The organism is Rhodococcus sp. 06-418-5, assembly GCF_002258285.1.
GTDB lineage: Bacteria > Actinomycetota > Actinomycetes > Mycobacteriales > Mycobacteriaceae > Rhodococcoides.
Genome location: NZ_NOYE01000012.1, coordinates 763,038 through 787,412, shown reverse-complemented (window position 1 = coordinate 787,412; position 24,375 = coordinate 763,038). Strand labels below are relative to the sequence as shown.

Below are 24,375 nucleotides of genomic sequence, written 5' to 3'. Positions count from 1 at the left end.
CTCTAGTGACAAGGAGTTCGACATGCCCCCGCACCTGATCGACGGTGAGCCCCACGACCACGGTTTGGATCGCCCCAAGCGCGCACGGGCGGCAGGCGACGCGCTGAGAGTCGGAATCGGTGGGCCCGTCGGCTCCGGCAAGACGGCGTTGGTGGCCGCGTTGTGCCGCCAGCTGCGCGACGAGCTCTCACTCGGCGTGCTCACCAACGACATCTACACCACCGAGGATGCGGACTTCCTGCGTCGGCACGCGGTGTTGCCCGACGAGCGGATCACCGCAGTACAGACCGGTGGCTGCCCGCACACGGCGATTCGTGACGACATCACGGCCAACCTCGACGCCATCGACGATCTGATCGAGAACAACCCGCCCCTCGATCTGATTCTCGTGGAATCCGGTGGCGACAATCTGACGGCGACGTTCTCGTCCGGTCTGATCGACGTTCAGATATTCGTCGTCGACGTGGCCGGGGGAGACAAGGTGCCACGCAAGGGCGGTCCCGGTGTGACGTTCTCCGACCTGCTGGTCGTCAACAAGACCGACCTCGCCCCGTACGTCGGAGCCGATCTCGGTGTCATGGAACGGGACGCGGCCCAGGTGCGCGAGGGGCGGCCGACTGCGCTGATCTCTCTCACCGACGATCCCGCGGCGACCACCGTGCTCGAGTGGGTGCGAGAGCAGCTGAAGGTGATCGCCGACGCCGACGCGCATGCCCACACGCACTGAGCGTCGATGCACACAGAGCTCTGCATCGACGCGAGCCGCAGCCGGAGCCCTCGTATCACCTCGGTGGGCGGACTCGCAGGCCGCCAGACGGGACCGGACACAGTTCACCTGATCGGTACGGCGGCAACTCCTCTCGGCGGTGACACCATCGTGGTGAGAATCTCGGTGGCGGCCGGGGCGCATCTGGAGGTGCGCAGTGTCGCAGCCTCGTTGGCGATGCCGGGTGGGGTGCACCGTCACTCGTCCGCGCAGTGGCACTTCGAGGTCGGTGCAGGCGCGTCGCTGATCTTCGATCCCGAACCGATGGTCGTCGTCTCCGACGCCTCGCATTCGGTGATCAACACCGTTGTACTGGAACAGGATTCGACCCTACGGCTGCGTGAGCGTACCCAGATCGGCCGCTTCGAGGAAGCGTCGGGGCACTGGAGCAGTGCGATTCGATGCGATGTCGGGGGTAGCCCGCTCCTACGCCATCGAGTGGAACTGGGCGCGGGATCGGTTGCGCACGACGCGTTGTCGGCCCCGCTGTCGATGTCCAGTACTCTGCGCTATCCCGATACCCGGGCGTCCGAGGTCGATCTGGCCGACGGCACCGTCCGGCTGGCGTTGGCCGGCGGCGGCTCGCTGAGTACCTCGGTGGGGCGTCGTCTGCTGCCCGTCGAACCGGGGATGTGAGACCGGCCGCTCGGACAACGAGCAACGCATCGGTCGACGGTATCCCGTCGACCGATGCGTTGTGTCAGAGCTTGTTTCGGTCGATTCCCGGTTCGGGGTCGATCAGCCTGCCGCCTTCTCGCGTTCCTGCTCCGACTCGTCCGCGGCTGCCTCGACGGCCCCCGCACGCTCGAGGGAATTGAGTTGCTCGATGGCCAGTCGCGCGAACACCTGCTGCTCGGTCGACGCCATCTGCGCGCGGCCCTTGCCGAGGAACGTCACGAACCACGAGATGACGGTCGTGATGCGGCTGCGGTAGCCCACGAGGTAGTACAGGTGCAGAGCGAGCCACATGAGCCAGGCGATGAATCCGCCGAATTCGAGTTTGCCGACCTTGGCGACCGCGTTGAATCGCGACACCGTTGCCATCGAACCCTTGTCGAAGTACTTGAACGGGGCCCGCTGGGCGGGATCGTCCTGGCCCTTGACCGATGCCTTGATCAGCTTGGCAGCGTAGGTCGCGCCCTGAATGGCACCCTGCGCCATGCCCGGAACGTCCTTGACCGACATCAGGTCGCCGATCACGAACACGTTCGGGTGGCCCTTGACGGTGAGGTCCGGTTCCACCAGCACACGTCCGGCGCGGTCGGTCTCCGATCCCGACTGGTCGGCGAGCTGCTTGCCGAGCGGGCTGCCCTGCACGCCTGCGGACCAGACCTTGCACTGCGCCTCGATGCGACGCGTGGTGCCGTCCTTCTCCTTGACCGTCAGGCCGTCGTTGTCGACGTCGGTGACCATCGCGTTGAGCTGGATCTCGACGCCGAGCTTCTCGAGCCGTTCGGCGGCCTTGCGGCCGAGCTTCTCGCCCATCGGCGGCAGTACGGCGGGGGCGGCGTCGAGCAGGATGACGCGGGCGTCGCGGGGATCGATGTTGCGGAAGGCACCGTCGAGGGTGCGATCGGCGAGCTCGGCGATCTGCCCGGCGAGCTCGACGCCGGTGGGGCCCGCGCCGACGACCACGAAGGTCATGAGGCGGTCCTTCTCCTCCTGATCGTCGGAGAGTTCGGCCTGCTCGAACGCACCGAGGATGCGTCCACGCAGCTCGAGTGCATCGTCGATGGTCTTCATGCCGGGTGCGAACTCGGCGAAGTGATCGTTGCCGAAGTAGGACTGCTGCGCGCCTGCTGCGACGATCAGGCTGTCGAACGGGGTGACGGTGATGCGTTCGAGAAGCTTGGACGTCACCGTCTTGGCCTCGAGATCGATGTTCAGCACGTCTCCGAGCAGCACCTCTGCGTTCTTCTGCTTGCGCAGAATGACGCGGGTGGTGGGAGCGATCTCGCCGACGGACAGGATGCCTGTCGCGACCTGATAGAGGAGAGGTTGGAAAAGGTGGTGTGTCGTCTTGGCGACGAGGGTGATGTCGACGTCGGCTTTCTTGAGGGCCTTGACGCCGAACAGACCTCCGAACCCGGAACCGATGACGACGACGCGGTGACGCTTCGATTCGAGCGGTTGGATGCTCATTACCTGCTCCCTAACGATTGCGGTGTGAGGTCAACGGTAGTCGCCATCCATCGCGACGTCTCGACAAGGTCGTCGTGTCGTTGATGGCAGTGCACACCTATCGGGCGGCTGCTGCGCGCTTCGCAAGTTCCACGGTCGCGGCCCGCAGTTCGGTGGCCGAGTCGATCGGAGTCGCATAACCGACCCGTGTGTACGCGATTCCGCGCGGAGTGAACACCTTCAGATCCAGTCCGTAGCGGTCCGCGGCCGTGCACTCGGCGGACGTGGCATCGGGAAAGCCGCCCAGTTCGCGGGCCATCGCAGTCAAGGACGACGAGTGGTCGGCGTTGAGGTGCTCTATCGCGTACCCCGAGGTCGGCGACACCGGATCGGGCGCAGCCTGGGAATACGCCTCGGCAGTTGCCGAATCCATTCGGCCGTATCCGCCGACCCACCGGACACGATGCACGCGCATGATCCACAGCGTGAAGTCGCTGTAGTCCAGGTAGTACTTCGCCGCCGGTACGCCGTCGAGGTGCGCTGCGCGGGCCGCGGCCAGTTCGTCCCCCTCGGGCCGCTCGACCACGCCTGCCAGCGTGATTCGGCCCGATGCCAGCGGATCGGTCTGCGATTGCGGTGCCACGATCGACAGGCTCATTCGTTGATCGCCTGCGAGGTTGCGTCCGTGCTCGGCCATGCGCGAGACACACAGAACCGGCGCGCCGTCGAGCAATCCGTAGGTGACGAACGAGGCCCAGGGATCACCGTCCGCGGTCAGGCTCGCGAGAGTTGCGGTGTTGGTGGACGCAGCGATCGTGCGCGCTTCTTCGGCCGCGGAGGGACGACGGTCGTCGACGACCGGGGCCAGGGGAGGGGGAACGGACGGGGCGTCACCGGGATCGCCGTGATCGAGTGCCATGCGCAGAAGCTTACGACGGCGACCTACAGGAGGTCTCCGGCATGAATCAGGGCGTCGGCGACGAGTGCGACGCCGAGCACGACGAAGACGACGCGCACCGTCGGAGGGCCGTACCGCATCAGGGCTCGGACGGTCGCAATGAACGCGCGCCTCGAGCGTCGACTCTTCCTCGACGCCAGAATCAGCACGAGGACGGGTGGCAGGAGCCCGATCAGGCAGTAGACGACCACGATGGCCGGCCACCACGGCGGACGCGGATCGTAGGTCGAGAGCATCGTCAGCCCCGCGATGTACGGCACTGCCGTCGGGCCCTGCACCAGACCGATCGTCAGTCCGGTCAAGGCGACGACGGGGATGCTGGAGCCGGCTCGAGCCGCCCACTCCGGTGGGCGGCGCTCGGTGGTGCGCAGAGCACCGAGTGTGATCAGTACCAGCCCGACCGCGAGTTCTGTGCGATACCGGACCGTAGGAGTGATGGTGATATCGAACAGATCGGTGAAGAAGTCGATGCCGAGAACGGTGAGGATGCCGAATGTGGTCGTCGCCGTGAACACTCCGCCGACGAAGGCCAGCCCGGCTCGGAACGGGGACCGGCGGGTGGTTCTCGCGTGCACTGCGATGGCTGCGGTCACGCCGATCAACAACACGTCGAGCGAATCGAGTATCGCGAATCCGACGAGAGCGAGCAGCAAGGTCACCATGGAGCGTTCAGGGTATCGGTCGGGTGAAATCGACCTTCTCGGTGACGACGGCCTCGGCAGTGCGGCCGGGAGCGGTCTGGTTGTCCCAGTACATGTTCGTGTGCGCGATGACCTGGGCAGGTGGCGGCGCGCCCCACTCGGTCAGGTCCTCGGCGGTGTGGGCATCGCTCACCAGCGTCACGTCGTATCCGCGGACCAAGGCTCCGTGCAGCGTGGACCTGATGCAGAAGTCCGTGTGCGCGCCGGCGATGACGACGTGCCCCACGCCGAACGAAGCGAGGTCGGCTTCGAGACCGGTGTCCTCGAAGGCGTCGCCGTGCTTCTTGTGGACTATTCGATCGCCTGGAACCACGGGCAGAGCGTCGAGAAGCTTCCACCCGTCCGTCCCGAAGCGCATCTCCTTCTCGGCGGAGTGCTGCACCCAGATCACCGGCGTGCTCGTCTCTCGGGCTCGCGATACCAGGGTCACGATGTTGTCGACGACGGGCTGCCGGTCGTGGACGGCGACCATCACGTCGTTCTGCACGTCGACGATGACCAGTGCGGTGGCGTTCCGGTGGGCCAGGGTGGTCACGAACTCAGCTCCCTACGTACGCGGCCAGGTGCCGGCCGGTCAGGGTCGAACCGTCTGCCACCAGATCGGACGGTGTTCCCTCGAACACGACGAGGCCTCCGTCGTGGCCGGCACCCGGTCCGAGATCGATGATCCAGTCGGCGTGGGCCATGACGGCCTGATGATGCTCGATCACGATCACCGACTTGCCCGAGTCGACCAGCCGGTCGAGCAGCCCGAGGAGCTTGTCCACATCGGCGAGATGCAGTCCGGTGGTGGGTTCGTCGAGCACGTAGATCCCACCCTTGTCGGCCATGTGCGTCGCCAGTCTCAGGCGTTGGCGTTCTCCACCCGACAGTGTGGTCAACGGCTGGCCGATCTTCAGGTAGCCCAGCCCGACGTCGTTCAATCGCTGCAGAATCTTGTGTGCCGGGGGCAATTTCGCTGCGCCGTCGGAGAAGAACTCCTCGGCCTCGGCGACCGACATCGACAGCACCTCGTCGATGTTGCGACCGCCGAAGTGGTATTCGAGTACCGATGCCTGGAATCGCTTGCCCTCGCACTCCTCGCACACCGTGGCGACCCCGGCCATCATCGCGAGGTCGCTGTAGATGACGCCCGCGCCGTTGCACGTCGGGCACGCGCCTTCGGAGTTCGAGCTGAACAGCGCGGGTTTGACGGCGTTCTCCTTGGCGAACGCCTTGCGGATCGGTTCGAGCAAGCCCGTGTACGTCGCGGGGTTGCTTCGCCGCGATCCACGTATCGCCCCCTGATCGACCGAGACCACATCGTCTGTCCCCGAGAGCGATCCGTGAATGAGCGAACTCTTGCCCGAGCCTGCGACGCCGGTGACGACGACCAGTACACCGAGTGGAACGTCGACGTCCACTTCGCGCAGATTGTGGGAGTTCGCGCCGCGAATCTCGAGCACCTCGGAGAATTCGCGTACGGATTTCTTCAGTGCTGCCCGATCGTCGAAATGCCGACCGGTGACGGTGTCGCTCCGCCGTAAACCGTCGACGGTGCCCTCGAAACAGACGTGCCCGCCTGCGCTTCCCGCACCGGGACCCAGATCGACGACGTGGTCTGCGATGGAGATCGTCTCGGGCTTGTGCTCCACTACCAGCACGGTGTTTCCCTTGTCCCGCAGCTGAAGCAGCAGATTGTTCATTCGCTCGATGTCGTGGGGATGCAGACCGGTGGTCGGTTCGTCGAACACGTACGTTACATCGGTCAACGACGATCCGAGGTGGCGAATCATCTTGGTGCGCTGGGCCTCTCCGCCGGACAGTGTTCCCGACGGCCGATCCAGGCTCAGGTAGCCGAGTCCGATTTCGACGAACGAGTCGAGGGTTTCGCCGAGCGTGGTCAGCAGTGGTGCCACCGACGGTTCCTTCAGGCCGCCGACCCACTTCGCCAGGTCGCTGATCTGCATGGAACATGCGTCGGCGATGTTGATGCCGTCGATCTTCGACGACCGAGCGCCCTCGTTGAGTCGGGTGCCGTTGCAGTCGGGACATGTCGTGAAGGTGATCGCGCGTTCGACGAATGCGCGGATGTGCGGCTGCATTGCGTCGACGTCCTTGGACAGGAACGATTTCTGGATCTGAGGCACGAGACCCGAGTAGGTCAGATTGATGCCCTCGACCTTGATCTTCGTCGGCTCGCGATAGAGCAGATCGTCGAGTTCCTTCTTCGTGTATTTCGAGATGGGCTTGTCCGGGTCGAAGTACCCACAGCCGCGGAAAATGCGCCCGTACCAGCCTTCCATGCTGTAACCGGGGATCGTGATCGCGCTCTCGTTCAATGACTTGCTCGCGTCGTAGAGCGCGGTGAGGTCGAAGTCGCTGACGGCGCCTCTGCCCTCGCAGCGCGGGCACATGCCACCGGTCACGGAAAAGGACTTCTTCTCGGTGGTCTGCCTGCCGCCCTTGTCCACCTTGTACGCGCCTGCACCGGACACCGATGCGACGTTGAACGAAAAGGCCTGTGCGGAGCCGATATACGGCTTTCCGATTCGGCTGAACAGGATCCGGAGCATGGCGTTGGCGTCGGTCGCAGTGCCGACGGTGGAATGGGGATTGGCGCCCATGCGCTGTTGATCGACGATGATGGCCGTGGTGAGTCCGTCCATGACGTCGACATCCGGTCTGCCCAGCGTGGGCATGAATCCTTGAACGAAGGCACTGTAGGACTCGTTGATCATGCGCTGTGATTCGGCCGCAATCGTACTGAAGACCAACGAGCTCTTGCCGGAGCCGGAGACGCCGGTGAACACGGTCAGTCGGCGCTTGGGTAATTCGACATCGATGTCCTGAAGATTGTTCTGCCGCGCCCCCCGCACACGAATCAAATCGTGACTGTCGGCAGCATGCGGTGCCGAGCCCTGCGTGACCTTCTTCGTCGCCATGAGCAGTCAGGCTAGTCGTACCGGAACGTGCCTGCTTCTCGATTCCTGATCGATTTCGGTGGCCGAGAGGGCAGCGTCGAGTCGTCTCAGATCGGCCGCGGAGGACTCCAGAAGTGGGCGTCGCACGGTCGCGTCGGAGATGACGCCGATCCTGGCGAGCGCGGCCTTGACCATGACGGCTCCCTGCGTCGTGCGCATGACGGCATCGGTCAACGGCAGCAGTGATCGCTGTACTGCGTTCGCCCGGAGCAGGTCGCCCGCGCGGACCGCATCGATCAGCTCGGCGTAGCGGTCTGCCACCACATTGCCGGTGACGCTGACCAGTCCTGTTGCACCGGAGGCGAGGTAGGGGAGCGCGAGTTCGTCGATTCCGCAGTAGTAGGCGAGGTTCGTCGAGGACATGACGGTCATGGCCTCGTACAGATCACCCTTCGCGTCCTTGACGGCACCGATGAGGGGGTGACGGGAGAGTGCCTCGAGCGTCGACGCCTCGATGGCCACACCTGTGCGCGCCGGGACGTCGTAGACCATGACGGGCAGCCCACCTGCCTCGGCGATGGCGACGATGTGCTCTGCGATGCCGGTCTGGGTGGGGCGCGAGTAGTACGGAGCGGTGATCAACAGTGCGTCGGCACCGGCTGCCGCTGCGGACCGAGCCATCCCGATCCCCGTGGAGGTGTCGTTGGTGCCGACTCCCGCGGTCACACGAAGAGCGTGATGGCGATGACGACGTTTCCGGGAAATCAGCTGCGAGATTTCGTGGCGCGTCAGGGTAGGTGCTTCACCGGTCGTTCCGGCGACGACGACGCCATCACACCGTGTTGCCGACAGATGCGCGAGAAGGGCATCGACGCCCCCTCGGTCGAGCGATCCATCGGGGTGCATGGGGGTCGCCATGGCGACGACGTTCGTGCCGAAGCTCGTCGAGGCCGGCGACGCAGTGGTGATCATGGTCCGAGTGTGGACCGCCCGATAGATGAGGTCCAGCGATGCATTTTCCGTAATACTGCGTATTTTTGCTTCATGATCGATGTCAGTGCTCTGCACGCCCTGCGGGCCGTCGCAGCCCTGGGCACTCTTGCGCGGGCGGCCGACGAGCTCGGCTACACCTCTTCGGCGATCTCCCAGCAGATCAAACGACTCGAACGGCAGATCGGTACCCCGGTGCTGGCGCAGGCCGGTCGGGGAGTCGTGCTCACCCCCGCAGGTCGGGCGGTGGTCGAGTCCGCGGGGGAGGTGTTCGACGCTCTCGAACGGTGCGTCGAGGCGGCTCGATCCGCAGACGAGGGCGTACCACGTGGGGTAGTTCGGCTGGTCGGATTCTCGACCGCGGTGCGCGGCTTGCTGGCGCCCGCGCTGGTCGAGCTGAATCGACGGTATCCGGATCTGACCGTGCACATCAGCGAGGAGGATCCGGATCGTGCACTGCACAGCGTGTATTCCGGTACCGCAGACCTGGCGTTGGTGCACGACGCAGACGGGGTATGGGTGCCCGCTCCTCCCTCGGTCGTTCGGCAACCGATTCACACGGACTTCGGCGACGTGATCATGAAGCGAACTCACCCCCTCGCTCGACGGAAGACCGCGTTGACCCATGCCGACCTCGCTCGGTACCCGTGGGTGACGAGCCCGGCCGGGACGGTATGTCACCAGTGGTTTCGTCGGCTGTTCGCCGAGGCGTCCGCCGAGGTCGACGTTCGCCATCTCGTCGACGACTTCTCCACGCAACTCGCGCTGGTCGAAGCCGACGATGTTCTCGCTCTGGTACCTCGCCTCGCGCGTCCGCTGCTCGGAGCCGGTCTCGTCGCGGTGCCGCTCGAGCACGCTCCCGCTCGTGAGGTGCAGGCTGCGTGGCGGCGCAGCGCCGACGCCAGCCCGGCCATTCATGCCGTGCTGGACGTCCTCGATGCGGCCTCGCGCTGAGTGGTCAGCAGCACCAGCCGTCCGGTCGCGCGTGTCATCGCCACGTACGTGTCGACGGCACCCTCGATTCCTGTCCCGAAGGAATCCGGGTCGATCAGAACGACCAGATCGAATTCGAGTCCCTTCGACAACTGCGGAGTCAGGGATCGGATTCGCTCCGACTCCGGAAATGCGGGATTGCCTATGACGCAAGCGATTCCGGAGGGATTCGAGTCCAGCCATCGGTCGAGAATCGATGCCAGATCTGCCGTGTCTGCGTATTCGACGGGCACACCGGTGCTGCGGATGGAGACCGGAACATTGGCGTCCGGCAGCGCCGCGCGAATCACCGGCTCGGCCGCGGCCATGACTTCCCGCGGGGTGCGGTAATTGACACCGAGGGTGGCGATTCTCACCCGGTCGAGTCCGACCCGTCCGAGCCGTTCGACCCAGGACTCGGCGAACCCCTGCCGCGCTTGCGCCCGGTCTCCGACGATGGTGATGCTGCCCGACGGGCATCGTCGACGGACCATCTGCCACTGCGCGTCGGTCAACTCCTGCGCCTCGTCGACGACGATGTGTGCGAACGGCCCCGCCGAGGGATCCGTCGGGATCTCCTCGAAGCCCGCCGAATCGACGAGTGCATCGCGAATTCCCTCCTGCCGCAACTGTGCAGCCATCATCTCGTCGTCGTCCGCGGCCATGAGTTCGTCGACCACGCGGTCCATTCGCGCACGCTCCGCAGCCGCGGCCAACTCGTGACGTCGAGTGCGGCGTGAATGCTCGGGATCTCCGAGCCGCATTCGTGCGGCGTCGAGCAGTGGCAGATCGGACACCGTCCACCGCGTCGGATCGGGTCGCTGGAGTGAACGAATCTCCTCGGGACCGAGCCAGGGTGCGCACCTACGGAGATACGCCGGAACGCTCCACAGATCTGCGACGAGGTCGGCAGCGTCGATGATCGTCCAGGATCGTTCGAGCTCCGTGCGCAGAGGCTCGTTGTTCTGCAACGACTTCCGTATCTCGGTTGGGTCCTCGTCACCGTCGTAGCGGTCGGACAGAATCGTCAGTAGCAGGTCCCAGACCTGTTCGCGAGCCTCGTTGTGCGCAGTGCCGGGATCGGGTGCCTCGAACGCCTCGGCCCAGTCGTCCGGCGTCAGCCTCAGGTCGGCCCACTCCGTCTCCACGATCATGTTCCGAGTCGGCGGCTGCTCGTAGAACGCAACGGCCGCCTCTACCGCCACGCTCATGTCGGCGGATGCCTTCAGCTGCGCGACAGCAGGATTCGGCTCTTCGACCACGTCCGTGCCTTCGGCGACGAGATCCCGGAGCGTGCAGGTCCGCACACCGTCCTCACCCAGACTCGGAAGGACGTCGGAGACGTAGGCGAGGTACGGCTCGTGTGGGCCGACGAACAGCACGCCGCCGCGGCTGTGTCCCAGACGCGACTGCGTGTACAGCAGATACGCGGTGCGATGGAGTGCGACCACGGTCTTCCCGGTTCCCGGGCCACCGTCGACGACCAGCGCGCCCCGGGCGTCCGCTCGAATGATGGCGTCCTGATCTGCTCGAACGGTGCCCAGCACGTCACGCATTCGCGGTGAACGTGCCGTACCCAGACTGGCGATGAAGGCAGACTGATCGTCGAGTGCAGCGTCGGTGATCGGTCCGGTCAGGTCGAACACCTCGTCCCAATAGTCGGTGATGGTGCCGTTCGTCCACCGATATCGTCGACGACTCCGCAGCCCCATGGGATTGGCGTGAGTGGCACCGAAGAAGGGTTCGGCCGCGGGGGAGCGCCAGTCGACGAGGAGTTGTTCACCCGATGTCCCCAACAATCCGAGTCGTCCGATGTATACCGGCTCGTCCGTATCGGAGGCCACGACTCGACCCAGGCACAGATCCACCCCGTACCGACGAAGTGAACGGAGACGTCCGCCCAACCTAAGAATCTCGAAGTCCCGCTCCATCACCTCTCGGCCCATTCGGCCCGACGACTTCTGCGCGGCCGCGAGCTGCGCCGCGGTATCGGATCGAGACTTCTCGATGCTCGAGCGTATCGCGGAGAAGTGTCGTTCGTCGTGGCCGATCAGCGCTGGATCACGTTTGCGTGCGAGGCTGTCGGGTAGGGCGAAAATGCTTGGGTGCACATGCTTCACAGGACTCCGATCGAATGGTTCTCGGTTGCAGCGAGCCATTCTGAGCCCTGCACGGGGTCTTGCCGCAAGCCCCGGGTTGCGCTATATGTTGAAAGTGGAAAGGCGTGATCGTCGCTTTCCGATTCCTCCGCGATTCATCCGGCACCGAGAAGCAGATCGGCGATGGCACCGGCACCGACCGGCCGGCCCAAGAGGTATCCCTGCGCGAAGTCGCAGCCGGTAGCGGCCAGTGCCTCCAGTTGCTCCTCGGTCTCGACGCCCTCGCCGACGACGGTGACGTCGAATGCGCGTGCCAGTGCCACGATCGCCGAGACGATCGCGCGAGCCCTGGGAGCGGGCAGCCGAGCTATGTACGACTTGTCGATCTTGAAGCACTCGAACATGGGGTAGCGGTCGAGATACGACATGGAGCTATGGCCTTTACCCATGTCGTCGAGCAGCAGAGCCACACCCATCGCGTGCAGGGCAGAGACGGTGTCGGCCACGCGCTCGGTGTCCGCGACCCACACGGTCTCGGTCACTTCGAGTCCGAGAGCGAAGGCAGGCAGTCCCGTCTCTGCGAGTATGGAAGCGACCTCGGCGGGAAAGTCGGGATCGCGGAGTTGGAGCGCGCTGACGTTGACGCGAACCACGATGTCGGAGAACGTCCGCCATCGCGCCGCAGCCGTGCATGCGGTACGCAGCGCCCATGCGCCCAATGGTGTTGCAAGACCTGTTCTTTCGGCGACGCCGACGAACTCGCTCGGTTCGATGGGCCCGAGCTCATGGTGATTCCAGCGGGCGAGTGCCTCCACCGCGACGATTTTCCGCGACGCGATGTCCACCAACGGTTGGTACGCGAGAGTGAGCTCGTCGGCGCGCAGCGCCGCTCGCAGATCTATCGACAGTGACCTGATGCGATCCGCGTCGTAGAGATCGGTGGGATCGAAAACGGCATGCCCGCCGGTCCCACTGTCCTTCGCGCGGTACATGGCCAAGTCGGCGCGGTGGATCAGCTCGTGCCGAGTCGAATTCGGTTCGGACACCGCGATACCGATGCTGGCGCTCAATGGAATGGGCACGTCCTCGGCCGAGAAGGGAACCGCAATGGAACTCGTGATGTGTCGCGCCAATTCCTCCGCATGAGCCACGCTGTCCACACCCTCGCAGACGATCAGGAATTCGTCGCCGCCCAGGCGCGCGATGGTGTCGGCGTCTCGGATCGCCGAGGCGAGCCGTTCGACGAACTTGACCAGCGCCCTGTCTCCGGCGTCGTGTCCCAAGCTGTCGTTGATGATCTTGAAGTCGTCGATGTCGAGCAGCAGAAGAGCCACGGTGCCGGACTGTTGTCTCGCGCGGTTCAGTGCCGAATCGATGACCTCGTATGCGAGGGTGCGGTTGGGTAGACCGGTCAGGGCATCGTGCGTACTGCGTCGTCGCAGTTGAAGTTCGAGGTCGATGCGTCGTATCGCCGCGGATACGATGCCGGCCACCGAACTGAGGAACGACACCTCTTCGTCGCGGTAGAGACGGGCCTCGACGCTGTGAATGGAGAGAACTCCCCACGCTTTTCCGGCCGCGGTGAAGATGGGAACTCCGACGCCGCTGCGGAGGCCGAGTGAGATCATCGTGTCGGTGCGAAAACGCTTCTCCGCGTGGCTGTCGCTGCACACGACAGGCTCCGAGAGAGTCAGTACGAATCCCACCAGAGAACCGTCCCCGGACGGAATGTCCTGACGCATGCCGAGTGCACCGCTGGCGGCGTCCATGGTCAAGTACGGGTCGGTCGGGTGCTCGAGATGGGCGATGGCGGAGTTTCCCACGCCGATCAGGGTGGCGGCGGTGTCGGTTGCTGCAGTGAGCAATCTGGGTAGCTCGGCGACGACGGCGAATCGGCTCAGATCGGCGAGAGCCTTCTGCTCGAGCGCGTGACGACCGGCAATGACTGCGTCGGCCGCCATCCTGGCACTGCGCTGCTCCACCGTGTGTCGGTGCCGAATGGTGGATGCGACCACGTCGGGGCCACCATCGGCGCGACTGATCACATAGGAAGAGACCACGACCGGCATGCCGGCACCGGTCACCTGATGGCGCAGCTCGCAGTAGCCCTCCCACTTGCCCTCGGAGAGCAGACCGGCGGCGATGTCGTCGGTCAGATCGAGTCCGTCGGAAGTCAGCAGATCCAAGGCGGAGACTTGGCCGATATCCGCCACGTCTTCGACGCCGATCAGTTCCGAACCTGCCGGATTGATGTACAGAATTCTCCCCGTGAAGTCGGACAGTGCAACGAAGTCCGGAGAACGTTCCAGGAAGGATCGAAGACTCACCGGATCGTCCGGGAGATCGAACATCGGCCCTCCGATCCGTTTCGCTCGGGATACGAGCGCATCGCACCCATGTTATTCGTGGTTCACGTTCCAAGGGTACGAACACGACGTAGACCTGTGTGGGCGGGGCGGACGGATTCGCTCGTCGCCGCTCGTCGGTCTGTCCACCGTGGGCGTCGAGGGACGTTCATCGACGAAGATCGCCACGTCGGCCGCCATCGTGACCTCGACCCGCTCGAGTCTGTCGGACGGCGGAACGGTCACCACACCATCGTCCGGTACTCGACACGAACGCGACCGAAGAATCGATGTCGTCCCCGGAGAGGAACGCAGCTGATCGTGACAACGATCTCGCAGTCGCCCCACACGGTCGGTGGCCGAGCGGGCTCACGGTGTCGATCACCTGGGTGGACGCCGACGTCGAACTGACGGTGCGCTTCGCGCTGTCGAGTGTCATGACGCCCGAGAATTCGTGAGCGTTGCAGGGGGCGAGACTGCAGTCCAAACTGGGACCCATCATGACGAACTACGATCTGCGCGCGAATCCACGAAAACTGCGGCCGCGTCCTGCGGTCCCGCGCGAGGCGGCGATCGAACTGACGTCCAGCGGGGTGCCTGTTTCCGAGCGTGACTTCTTCATCGAGGAGTTCCGCGGGGTCACGATCGTGATTGCCCTTCCCGTGTTGAGCATCGCTGCGCTCGAGGCAGTGAAACGAACGGTCGGGGAGTTCGGTCCTGGCGATACGCGATTCATTTTCGTGGTTCCGGTCGACCACGTTCCGCAAGTCGCCGCCGCAGTCGGTGGTGTGGCCATGGCGAGTGGGACTGTCTGGAACGACGAGTCCGTCGCCCGTCTGTGGCTCGCTATCGCAGACTCGGAATGCGTCGTGATCGGGGCGGAGGCAACCGCGGTCGCGCGCACCGCAGGCACCGTGTCTGCGAGCGTGCGGGCTTCGAAGATGGTTCTGACCGACCCGGGAGGAGGTTGGGGCGATCCTCCTCGCAGCTTCGCCGACATGGACCTGCACCGCGAGCGACTGGTCGCTCATCTGGCCGAACGGGGTCTCGACGACTTTCCGTCCGCGGCCGAGGCGGCACTTGCCGGCGGTGCATACAGCGTAAACCTTTGCCGCGGCGAGGATCTCGAGTTCGAGCTGTTCACATTCGACGGCCGGGGGACCGTCCTCACCCAGGGCCGCTACCTCCACTTGGCGTCCTTGCAGGTCGACGATTTCCCTGCAATCGAATCGTTGGTCGCACAGGGAGTGCGAGAAGGAGTTCTCAAGCAGCGCAGTCGGATAGAGATTGCCAGGATGGCGGTCGGAGGACTCGGTGCGCGGGTACTGCGTACCGGGCACCTCGCCGGTATCGTCGGGCTGGAGATAGACCGTTACGCAGGAACGGGATTCGCTGAAGTGTCGGGTCTGATCACGGTCGCCGAGTTCTCCGGACTGGGAGCGGGTGGCCTGCTGATGGACGGACTGTTGGAGGAGTGCCGCACGAGGGGCATCGCAAACCTTTTTGCGGTCACCGTCAGCAGTGAAGCCGCGGAGTTCTTCGTCAAACGCAATTTTGTCGAAGTAGGGCACCGGGATGTCCCTGCGGCGAAATGGGATGACTACGACGCCCATCGACTCGAGGCTGCGCGGTGTTTTCTTCGATCCGTCTAGACGGATCCCTATGAACAGTCACGGGGCAGCGCCTGCACTCGGTCCAGTTGCGACTACTTGACATAATGTTGATTATCGGCAAAAAGATGGCGCAGCTCGGAAGCTGACTGGCCGGTCGGCACGGCAGTCCGATTCGTGTGAGTCGAAATGTACGGGTGTGTCTGCGTCGACTCTTCCACCGGCGTGCGCGCAGTTTTCGAGCGTCGCGTCGGCCATCCGCCGTTGGCCGGCTCGGCTCTTCGCTGTGATTGGATGACGTGCGTATCCCACCTGATCCAGGCCACCTCTCGGGCCGCTCCTGGGTCGGCCCGTTTTCACTACTACGAAACGTCACAGTGACGTTTCGAGGTGATGCGGTGGGAACGCGAATCTTCTCAGTGCGACGGTGATCATGTCGAAAACGGTCATTTCGATCGGTATTGGCTGAACGAGTGGTCGAAGAGCACGTTTCTGCTACTGTCCGTGAAATTGCTCGGTGCAGATACCAGCCGAAGGTCACCCGATGTTCGCCGTTCGTCCGTTCATCTCGGCCTCGGGTCGACGTGTGTCGTCGCAACAGCGCGCGGACGGTTCGGTGGCGGGGCTGTTGGATCTGGACGCGACTCGAACTCGCGTCATTCGATTACTCGTCGGCTCGGGGACGTTGTCGATTGGTCTCATCGGTTTACTGAGCGCACCGTCCGAGGAATACAGCGGTTGGCGAGTACCTGCGGTGGTAGCAATCAGCCTGACCGCGTTTCCGGTCGCTTTGCGTTGGTTCTTCGGTCGATGGCCGGGACCGCGTCTGCTGACTGCATTCATCGTGTATTCGGATGTATCGATCGCCGCCGGTCTGTTGTTGAAGGACACGACAATGACTGCGATCGGCGGCACGGTACTCTTCGCCGTCATCACCACTCTGGCTGTGGTGGCGGTGCCGCTACTCCCCTGTCTCGTGCACATCGTTTTCGCCACCGGCGTCCTTGCGGTGGTGGCCGTGCTCACCGTGCACGCGGACGTCGCCAGCGGCTGGGTCGTTGCCGCACACAGTATGACCATGCTGTTGATGTTCGCGTCTCCGCTCATTCTGAAGGGTGTACGTGAGCGAGCTCAGATCTCGGGCACGGGAGTCGCTGGTGGACCCGCTGACCGGCCTGCACAACCGTCGCGGGCTGTTCGCTGCAGTAGCTGCCACCGCGATCACGACGCCGGATGTGGAACCGAAGGTGATATGCGCCGTCGCCGCCGATGTCGACGGGATGAAGGGTGTCAACGACAGCTACGGACATCACACCGGCGACGCGGTTCTCGTCGATGTGGCCCAGCACATGCGAGCGCTGGCGGCCAACCGCTGGATCGTCGCACGACTGGGCGGTGACGAGTTCGCGTGCATCGCCGTCGGGCGACCTGCCGACCTCACCGACCGAACTGCAGAGCTCGTGGAGCGCCTCGGACGGGCCCGGATGTTGTCCGGACTCACCGTCAGTGTCGGGTCGGCAGTGGTACCCGTCGACGCGGACAGTGATGTGCGGCAGTCCGCACACGACGTACTCCGCATCGCGGACTCGGAGATGTATCGAGCGAAACGCAGTCGCTGGCCGGCGTGAGAGCAGACACCGAGCGAATTCGTCGTCACCGCAACGTCATCGAGTTTTCAGATACCACCGTGGGAGTGCCACCCACAACGTGAGGAGAAGGGTCAGAGCGACCAGTGCCGCTACGATGCCGACGAGCGGACCGACCACGAAGTCGAACGTGAGAGCCACTACTCCCACCAGTGCGATGCCGAGCATGAACAGGCCTGCGATCGCGAGTCGGTTGCCGACCCGTACGAGTACATCGATTTCTTTGTGACGGAACAGAATTCGGTGCATTCCCACCGGCGCAATCAGCAGGATGGTTGCAACGATCGACGCACTGACGGTGATCAGATACACCGCTCGGCCGAATGTGGACACGTCGTCGAACCGTTGTTGGAACGGCAGGGTCAGGAGAAATCCGGTCAACAGCTGAACCCCGGTCTGTTCGACGCGCAGTTCCTGAAGTAACCCGAGCCAGTTCCTGTCGAGCTGCTGAGTCGGCGTCTCTCCCCTGGCCCGTGCATTCCACTCGGCATTGGGAGGTATCGACCGATCGGTCACGGGCTCTCCTTGTGTGTTGCCGGTTCGGTCACCGGTCGGGTGACGCCGTCGACGGCGGGTGTACCACGATCGTCGGCGAGAGCGTCGTTGCCCTGGACCGGGGACGCATGGCCAACCTGGTCCGCCAGCTCCAAGCCCGCTCCCGCGTAGACGTTGAAGGCGATGTCGACACCGTGATCCCTGGCCCACTGCACTTCGTCGTCGTAGCGCGCGACAGCAGCGACCGTGCCACTGAACCCGGATTCGCGCAGACAGGCGAGGGCAGTGACGTTGGCGCCGTGACGCGGCATCGCCAGCACCGCGATTCGAACCGACTCGGAGTGGCGTAGTTGGTTCCAGAAGTCCAGGTCGGTCGCGTCGCCTTCGATCACTCGCAGGCCCTGGTCGGCGAGTCGGCGAATGCGTGGCCCGTCGTAGTCGACACCCACCACACCGAGGCGGTAGTGGTCGGTCAGCCGCTGATACGCCGCGAACCCGACACGCCCCATCCCGATCACGACGACCTCTGCATCGCCGGCGTCACCGGAACGTTCCTCCGGATGCAGACTGTTCTCGTCCTGCTCGGGCAAACGAGTTGCAATCTTCTCGACCATCAGGTGCCCTCGTCCGTTGACCAGCGCCGACGCCACGAAGCTCAGGGCCACGGCTATCGACATCTCGACCAGCCATGCCGGTGCCAGCAGGCCGGTCGTCACTCCGACCGAGACGACGATCAATCCGAATTCCGAATAGTTCATCAGGCTCAACCCGGCAAGGAGAGCTGTTCGATATCGCAACTTCATCAGGGCGAACAGCGCGAGATACAGCACGGACTTGAGCGGCAACAGAAACACCATGAGCAGTGCGACGCCGAGACTGGGCAGGTCGGGTAGACCGGACAGACCGATCGAGACGAAAAAGCCGACCAGCAGCAGTTCCTTGATGTGGAACAACGATCGAGACAGCTCGGACGATGCCGGATGCGACGCCAGCAGCACACCGATGATCAGTGCACCCAGGTCTCCTTTGAGACCCAGTGCGGAGAACAGCGCGTAACCGGGCACCAGCGCCATCACGATGCCGAAGAGGGATTGCATCTCACCGTGACCCAGTCCGCTCCATACTCGTCGGAGGATGCGAGTGACGGGCCACAGCAGCACCAGCATCAGCGCCCAGGGACTGGGCAGCGTGCCGCTGGTGACGGTCAGGAACACTACGGCGACGATGTCCTGCATCACCAGGACACCGATCGCCACCCGTCCGTAGAGGGCGTGTGACTCCCCTCGCTCCTCGAGAACCTTGACCACGAAGACGGTGCTCGAGAACGACATGGCGAAGGCGAGCAATGCGATCGTCGTCAGGCTCTGCCCGGACAGCATGGCCAACCCCGCCACGGCAGCCAGCCACAGAACGGTGGTACCGACCACGACGCTGATCACCAGATGCACCGAGGTGGTCAGCCACACTTCCCGGCGCAGCAGAATACGAACGTCGAGCTTGAGACCGATGGCGAACAACAGCAGCGTCACACCCAGATCAGCGAGCAGCTCGAGCTGGGGCACCTCACCGACGTCGAGTGCATTGATGACGAAACCGGCAGCCAGAAATCCGACCAGTGGAGGCAGCCGTACCACCATGGCAAGTCCACCCAAACCGAAGGCGATGACGAGGTAGATCGCGGCAACTGTCATGCACGGTCCCTTTGCTGGTGGGCTGCAACCGGATCTCCAACGGATCGTTCGACATCGGCACATGCCGTCGGAGTGTCCTCAGTATCCCGGCAAGACCGCGATTTCACAGCGCACGAGGCTCGACGGGAACGGCGGTCGACGAAGCGGATTGCTTCGTCGACCGCCGTTCCTACGTGATACTTCGGCTGGGAACTCTCAGAGCTCGAACTCGGCCGGATCGATTCCGACCGCGAAGCACGCGTTGCGCACTGCGGCCTTCTCGTGATCGTCGAAATGGCCGTCTGCGCCGCCGATGATGATGCCGATCTGGATGACGGCTCGTGCTTGGTCGGGCTTCGATTTCAGTTTGCCGATCGTGGCTGTCGCCTCGACCTTCCCAAAATCGAAATCTCCCTGCAGCTTGTCGCAGTACCAGTCGAATTTCTGCCGAAGTTCGTCGGGCTCGAACACTCGCAGTGCCTCGTTACCGGCGATGAGAGATGCCGTCTTCTGGCGCTCGGCAGGATCGATGGTGCCGTCGGCCGCCGCGATCAGGGCGCACATGGCCATGCTGCCGTTGGCGAATTCCTTGTTCTTGAACTGGCTGGTCTTCGTCTGCAGCTGGCCGTTCAATTCCTGTGCCTTGGACTTGAGTTGATCCCAGAACGCCATGGAGCTCCTCACTAGGTGGTACTCGCCCGCACAGTCGCGCGGGCTTCGACCATTGTCCACGTAGTCCGTGAACTGGAGAGGAACTCCAGCTCAGCGCAGCCGTTCTGCATCGTGCGCCTTGGCCAACAGTTCGACGCACAGTCGGTGCAATTCGGCGGCGTCGGCACCCTCCGTCACCGCAGTGCTGACGTCCTCGGCAGCACACCGAACTTCGAACGCTCTGTCGGCCGCCGCCGATACCTCCTCGGCGGTCAACACGACAGCGTCGTCGGGAATCGATGTCCCTTTGGTCGCGCTGCGTTGCTCGTAGGCGCGTTGACGGCACGATTGACGGCAGTACCGCCGCTTCCGGCCGGTTCCGGAATCGGCGACCGGGCGTCCGCACCAGGTGCATGTCTGGTCGCGGCGGGTTCTGACGGACATGGTCGTTCAGCCTACTGCGGCCGCGAGGTAAGATCGCCCGATAAGCTGCGCCGATCGGACCGCGCCTGGAACCATCGGCTCGGGAACGAACCGGCGTGCGGCGACGTTGTAGATCAGTGGGTAGACGGTGTAGTTCGAAGTCGACGGATGGCTTTGGCGCACGTACCTACTATCGATGGAGAGGACTTCACCATGGCAGATCGTGTACTTCGAGGTAGTCGGCTGGGAGCGGTCAGTTACGAGACCGACCGTGATCACGACCTGGCACCCCGCCGCGTTGCGCGCTACCGGTGCGACAACGGCGAAGAGTTCGACGTACCGTTCGCCGACGATGCCGAGATTCCGGGTACCTGGGCATGCCGCAACGGCCTGGAAGGGTCGCTGATCGAAGGCACCGCGCCGGAGGCCAAAAAGGTCAAGCCTCCCCGCACCCACTGGGACATGTTGCTCGAGCGTCGCTCGGTCGACGAGCTCGAAGAACTCCTCAAGGAACGCTTGGACCTGCTGAAGGTGAAGCGCCGCGGGGCATGACCGTCGCCGCTCACTGCACCGCCTGATTGGAAACAATCCGGCGGTGCAGTTTTTTTGTGCTATTCGAACCTGCTGAATGTTTCGATGTGCTTTGTCGCATTAATTGTCCACCGAACGAGGATTCCAATACGATCGACTGGCGGTGTCAGAGTCCGAAGTGACATCATCGAGTATCGGTTGTCACACAAGTGGACGATTCGTGAACGGTTGCCGTAACAGTTATCGGACAATATCGATAAACAGCAGGCACCGGAGTCGAATAAACCAGGGGGCATCAACACGTGAGCCAGGATTCTGATCAGCGCTCGACCGACGCCTTGCGTACGGCGGCCTCCGATGCGAAATCGGAAGGTCATCGCGCAGTCGGCGAGCAGAAGCTTGCGGAGTTGAGGCGCGAGTTGGACGGAATCGACGAGGTTCTGCGCGCTGCAATTCGAGACCGCATCGATGTGTGTGTACGAGTTGCACACGTAAAACGTGAACATGACATTCCGATGATGCAACCAGGCCGCGTCGGACTGGTGACCGAACGAGCACGAGAATTCGCGTCGGCCAATGGACTGTCTCCCGATTTTCTCGAAGATCTGTATCGATCGATGATTGCAGAGGCATGTCGCGTCGAGGATTCGATCATCGATTCTCCGACGCCCGGGCCCGGCCTCGACAGTGAACGGTAGAAGCACTCCGATGACGATCCATACGCTCCTGGTGGACAATTACGATTCGTTCACCTACAACCTGTACAGCCTTCTGACCGAGGTGAACGGCCGACCGCCCACTGTAGTCAAGAACGACGTCGAGTGGACGTCGCTGAATTTCGACGCCTACGACAACGTCGTGATCTCGCCCGGTCCCGGGCGTCCGGATGTGGAGCAGGACTTCGGGATCAGTGCCCGCGTGATACTCGAGTCGGGTCTACCGATACTCGGCGTGTGCCTCGGGCATCAGGGTCTGTGCCATCTGTTCGGTGGCAGTGTCGATCTCGCGCCCGCGCCGATGCACGGCAGGATCACCGACATCACCCATACGGGTGTGGATCTGTTCGAAGGGATTCCGTCGCCGTACTCCGTGGTGCGATATCACTCGCTCGTCGTGACCCGCACCCCTGCCGACTTCGAGGAAGTCGCGTGGACGCCCGACGGACTGGTCATGGCTGTTCGTCACCGCAGCAAGCCCATGTGGGGAGTTCAGTTCCATCCCGAGTCGATCAGCACCGAATACGGCCGCGAACTACTCGCCAATTTCCGCGATCTGACGTTGGCTCGATCGAGCGCATCGAGTGCTGCGCGTACTCAGGATTCGATGTTCACCATCGAAACACGTTCGCTGGAAGGAGCATTCGACTCCGAGCAGGTCTTCGAAGCTCTGTTCGCGGACGGCTCGAAGAGTTTCTGGCTGGACGGCAGCGCGGCTCTCGAACCCGACTGCAGATTCACCGTCATGGGCGACTGCTCGGGTCCCCATGCGGAGTACGTGACCTATTCGGTTGCCGAGACCACGGTGACCGTGCAAGGTTCAGACGGTACGACCGAGCGCATTCACTCGACGTTCTTCGACTACATCGACGACCGTTTACGAGAGCGGGCCACTCCCCCTCGGCACGACCTACCGTTCGCTTTCGGTCTCGGTTACGTGGGGTACCTGGGCTACGAACTCAAGGCCGACACCGGTGGGCAACTGGTGCACACCTCTGCGACTCCCGACGCGTCGATGGTCTTCGCAGACCGCGCGTTGGTGTTCGACCACGAGGCAGGCACCCTCTATCTGATGGGGTTGGCGACCACCCCCGGGGATCCTGTGTTGGCGACGTGGTTCGACTCGGTCACCGATACCCTGCATGGTCTGTCCCGAAAGGTCGCCCCCGACAACCGTCCGGGTGTGCCCGCCTCCGGCACTCCCCTGCTCGGAGCCGATCGGTCGCTCGAACCCCGCCTACGCCACGACCGTGCCCACTACCTCGATCTGATTTCCCAGTGCCTTGCCGAGATCCGTTCCGGTGAGACGTACGAGGTCTGTTTGACCAACACGGCGACCGTGGCCGGTTCCATCGACGCGACCGCCACCTACTCGTACATGCGCGAAATCAACCCCACTCCGTACAGCGCCCTGCTGAAGTTCCCCGAGCTGTCGGTGTTGAGTGCGTCTCCGGAACGCTTCCTGCGCATCGACGCCGACCGCATAGTCGAGTCGAAGCCGATCAAGGGAACTCGTCCTCGCGGAGCCACCGCGCAGGAAGACAACGCACTGAAGGCCGATCTCGTCGCGAACGAGAAGGACAAGGCCGAAAACCTGATGATCGTGGACCTGGTGCGCAACGACCTCGCCCAGGTCTGCGTGCCGGGGTCGGTGCACGTGCCGAAGCTGTTCGATGTCGAAACTTATGCTCCCGTACACCAATTGGTCTCGACGGTTCGTGGGCGCCTGCGCGACGACGCGTCGGCCGCGCACTGTATCCGCGCTGCGTTTCCGGGTGGATCGATGACTGGAGCTCCGAAGATCCGCACGATGGCGATCATCGACAAACTCGAAGACGGACCGCGGGGGGTGTACTCGGGTGCTATCGGTTACTTCTCGATCACCGGCACCGCGGATTTCTCGATCGTCATCCGCACGATCGTGGCCACCGAACACGAAGTGACGTACGGCGTCGGCGGCGCGATCGTCGCTCTCTCCGATCCCGACGAGGAGTTCGAGGAGACGATGGTCAAGGCTGTGTCGATGCGCCGCGCGCTGACCGGAAGAACCGAAAACAGCGGGTAGGGCATTGACGCCCTACCCGCTGTTCGACACTCCCCGACTCGGGGTCGACGTGCCTACGGAGTGGTGAAGTACTCGAACACTGCAGGCTGAGCCTGGGGGTTTCCGTTGCTGGTACCGATGACTGCGCCCGCGACCGTACCGATGACGGTTCCGATGATGCACCCGGAGATGAAGTTCGGGAAGATCGACACACAGCCGATGGCGAAACCGAGGCCTGCGCCGATCGCCGTGCCGACACCACCACCGTTGTTCCAGCCGATCGCGAGCTGGTTGACCATGTTGTCGAACGCCTGCTGCTTGGTCCGCGGACCGGCGACATCGGCGACGGGAACCGTCTGCGGAGTCAATGTCAGTTCGCGACCCTCGGCACCGATCAGCGGTGCGATCGAGTAGACGGTGCCGTTGACGGTGTATTCCAGCGGGACAGATGCAAGCGTGGCACCGGCCTGGTCGATGACGGACACGGTCTCGTTCGTGGCGTCGACCCGGAACAGTCCGGCATCGAGGATGGTGGTGACCGTTCCGTCGGGGTTGACCGACGTCTCGTAGTTCACCGTGTCCGACGACGGGTCTGCCACAGCATGGCCCGCTCCGGTGGCCACCGCAGCGGTCAACGCCACCGCTACCGTTGCTGTTCTGATCAGTTTCACTTATGTCCCCTGGTGTTGGTTATTCGCCTTCGGCGGCATTCGTGCCGAATGCCGATGGTATTC

Annotated in this window: 22 protein-coding genes; 9 read left to right on the top strand and 13 right to left on the bottom strand. The window is 63.7% G+C overall.

All coding sequences use genetic code 11. The features are described 5' to 3' along the window. The first annotated feature begins 22 nt into the window (after positions 1–22). On the top strand, positions 23–727 hold the full coding sequence (gene ureG / locus CH274_RS09230) for an urease accessory protein UreG (RefSeq protein WP_032398114.1): 705 nt from the start codon (positions 23–25) through the stop codon (positions 725–727). Positions 728–733: 6 nt separating this feature from the next. Then, a complete protein-coding gene (locus CH274_RS09225; protein WP_094647885.1) occupies positions 734–1,402 on the top strand; it encodes an urease accessory protein UreD in 669 nt (222 codons plus the stop codon). A gap of 102 nt (positions 1,403–1,504) precedes the next feature. Here CH274_RS09225 and CH274_RS09220 read toward each other — a convergent pair whose 3' ends face one another. The 6 genes from CH274_RS09220 to dapA all read right to left on the bottom strand — a co-directional run bounded on the left by CH274_RS09220 (position 1,505) and on the right by dapA (position 8,421). Then, positions 1,505–2,908 (bottom strand): NAD(P)/FAD-dependent oxidoreductase, encoded by a 1,404-nt coding sequence (locus CH274_RS09220; protein ID WP_094647886.1) that lies wholly within the window; start codon positions 2,906–2,908, stop codon positions 1,505–1,507. A gap of 97 nt (positions 2,909–3,005) precedes the next feature. Then, complete coding sequence (locus CH274_RS09215; RefSeq protein ID WP_094647887.1) at positions 3,006–3,806, bottom strand: HugZ family pyridoxamine 5'-phosphate oxidase; 801 nt, start codon at positions 3,804–3,806, stop codon at positions 3,006–3,008. Positions 3,807–3,829: 23 nt separating this feature from the next. Continuing rightward, positions 3,830–4,507 carry a GAP family protein gene (locus CH274_RS09210; protein WP_094657183.1) on the bottom strand — a complete coding sequence of 226 codons (678 nt, stop codon included), beginning with the start codon at positions 4,505–4,507 and terminating at the stop codon, positions 3,830–3,832. 7 nt (positions 4,508–4,514) lie between these two features. After that, a complete protein-coding gene (locus CH274_RS09205; RefSeq protein WP_094657182.1) occupies positions 4,515–5,081 on the bottom strand; it encodes an isochorismatase family protein in 567 nt (188 codons plus the stop codon). Between the two features lie 4 nt (positions 5,082–5,085). Then, the gene (locus CH274_RS09200) at positions 5,086–7,470 is read right to left on the bottom strand and encodes an ATP-binding cassette domain-containing protein (protein ID WP_094657181.1); all 2,385 of its coding nucleotides are present in this window, start codon (positions 7,468–7,470) and stop codon (positions 5,086–5,088) included. A gap of 6 nt (positions 7,471–7,476) precedes the next feature. Then, positions 7,477–8,421, bottom strand: coding sequence for a 4-hydroxy-tetrahydrodipicolinate synthase (gene dapA / locus CH274_RS09195; protein ID WP_094657180.1), 945 nt, complete (start codon positions 8,419–8,421; stop codon positions 7,477–7,479). A gap of 72 nt (positions 8,422–8,493) precedes the next feature. On the opposite strand from dapA, the gene CH274_RS09190 reads away from it, so the two are divergent. Beyond that, complete coding sequence (locus CH274_RS09190) at positions 8,494–9,393, top strand: LysR family transcriptional regulator (RefSeq protein ID WP_094629452.1); 900 nt, start codon at positions 8,494–8,496, stop codon at positions 9,391–9,393. On the opposite strand, the gene helR is transcribed toward CH274_RS09190, so the two are convergent. Both helR and CH274_RS09180 read right to left on the bottom strand, forming a co-directional pair. Beyond that, positions 9,354–11,531 (bottom strand): RNA polymerase recycling motor ATPase HelR, encoded by a 2,178-nt coding sequence (gene helR / locus CH274_RS09185; RefSeq protein WP_094657179.1) that lies wholly within the window; start codon positions 11,529–11,531, stop codon positions 9,354–9,356. The two genes, CH274_RS09190 and helR, sit on opposite strands and share 40 nt — an antisense overlap. Before the next feature lie 134 nt (positions 11,532–11,665). Then, entirely contained in the window at positions 11,666–13,861 is a 2,196-nt protein-coding gene (locus CH274_RS09180) for a sensor domain-containing protein (protein WP_094657178.1), read from the bottom strand. Between the two features lie 284 nt (positions 13,862–14,145). On the opposite strand from CH274_RS09180, the gene CH274_RS29125 reads away from it, so the two are divergent. The 3 genes from CH274_RS29125 (at position 14,146) to CH274_RS09165 (ending at position 17,093) form a co-directional block, all read left to right on the top strand. Next, entirely contained in the window at positions 14,146–14,313 is a 168-nt protein-coding gene (locus CH274_RS29125; protein ID WP_179275673.1) for a hypothetical protein, read from the top strand. Positions 14,314–14,355: 42 nt separating this feature from the next. After that, positions 14,356–15,507, top strand: a complete 1,152-nt coding sequence (locus CH274_RS09175) for a GNAT family N-acetyltransferase (protein ID WP_094657293.1) — start codon at positions 14,356–14,358, stop codon at positions 15,505–15,507. Between the two features lie 1,079 nt (positions 15,508–16,586). After that, a complete protein-coding gene (locus CH274_RS09165; protein WP_179275672.1) occupies positions 16,587–17,093 on the top strand; it encodes a GGDEF domain-containing protein in 507 nt (168 codons plus the stop codon). Positions 17,094–17,129: 36 nt separating this feature from the next. On the opposite strand, the gene CH274_RS09160 is transcribed toward CH274_RS09165, so the two are convergent. The 4 genes from CH274_RS09160 to CH274_RS09145 form a co-directional block, all read right to left on the bottom strand. Next, positions 17,130–17,627 carry a DUF6328 family protein gene (locus tag CH274_RS09160; protein WP_032398097.1) on the bottom strand — a complete coding sequence of 166 codons (498 nt, stop codon included), beginning with the start codon at positions 17,625–17,627 and terminating at the stop codon, positions 17,130–17,132. Then, positions 17,624–19,297 (bottom strand): cation:proton antiporter family protein, encoded by a 1,674-nt coding sequence (locus tag CH274_RS09155; protein ID WP_082322663.1) that lies wholly within the window; start codon positions 19,295–19,297, stop codon positions 17,624–17,626. The genes CH274_RS09160 and CH274_RS09155 overlap by 4 nt, the downstream gene beginning before the upstream one ends. Before the next feature lie 195 nt (positions 19,298–19,492). After that, positions 19,493–19,948 (bottom strand): tellurite resistance TerB family protein, encoded by a 456-nt coding sequence (locus tag CH274_RS09150; RefSeq protein ID WP_032398482.1) that lies wholly within the window; start codon positions 19,946–19,948, stop codon positions 19,493–19,495. Positions 19,949–20,038: 90 nt separating this feature from the next. After that, a complete protein-coding gene (locus CH274_RS09145; protein WP_032398096.1) occupies positions 20,039–20,371 on the bottom strand; it encodes a hypothetical protein in 333 nt (110 codons plus the stop codon). A 192-nt stretch (positions 20,372–20,563) separates the two neighbouring features. Between CH274_RS09145 and CH274_RS09140 the strand changes: the two genes are divergently transcribed. From CH274_RS09140 to pabB, 3 genes are all read left to right on the top strand, one after another. Then, entirely contained in the window at positions 20,564–20,902 is a 339-nt protein-coding gene (locus CH274_RS09140; RefSeq protein WP_027497120.1) for an RNA polymerase-binding protein RbpA, read from the top strand. 281 nt (positions 20,903–21,183) lie between these two features. Next, complete coding sequence (locus CH274_RS09135; RefSeq protein ID WP_230597022.1) at positions 21,184–21,579, top strand: chorismate mutase family protein; 396 nt, start codon at positions 21,184–21,186, stop codon at positions 21,577–21,579. Between the two features lie 10 nt (positions 21,580–21,589). After that, entirely contained in the window at positions 21,590–23,662 is a 2,073-nt protein-coding gene (pabB, locus tag CH274_RS09130; protein WP_094657175.1) for an aminodeoxychorismate synthase component I, read from the top strand. 53 nt (positions 23,663–23,715) lie between these two features. On the opposite strand, the gene CH274_RS09125 is transcribed toward pabB, so the two are convergent. After that, positions 23,716–24,312, bottom strand: coding sequence for a hypothetical protein (locus CH274_RS09125; RefSeq protein WP_094657174.1), 597 nt, complete (start codon positions 24,310–24,312; stop codon positions 23,716–23,718). Between the last annotated feature and the right edge of the window lie 63 nt (positions 24,313–24,375).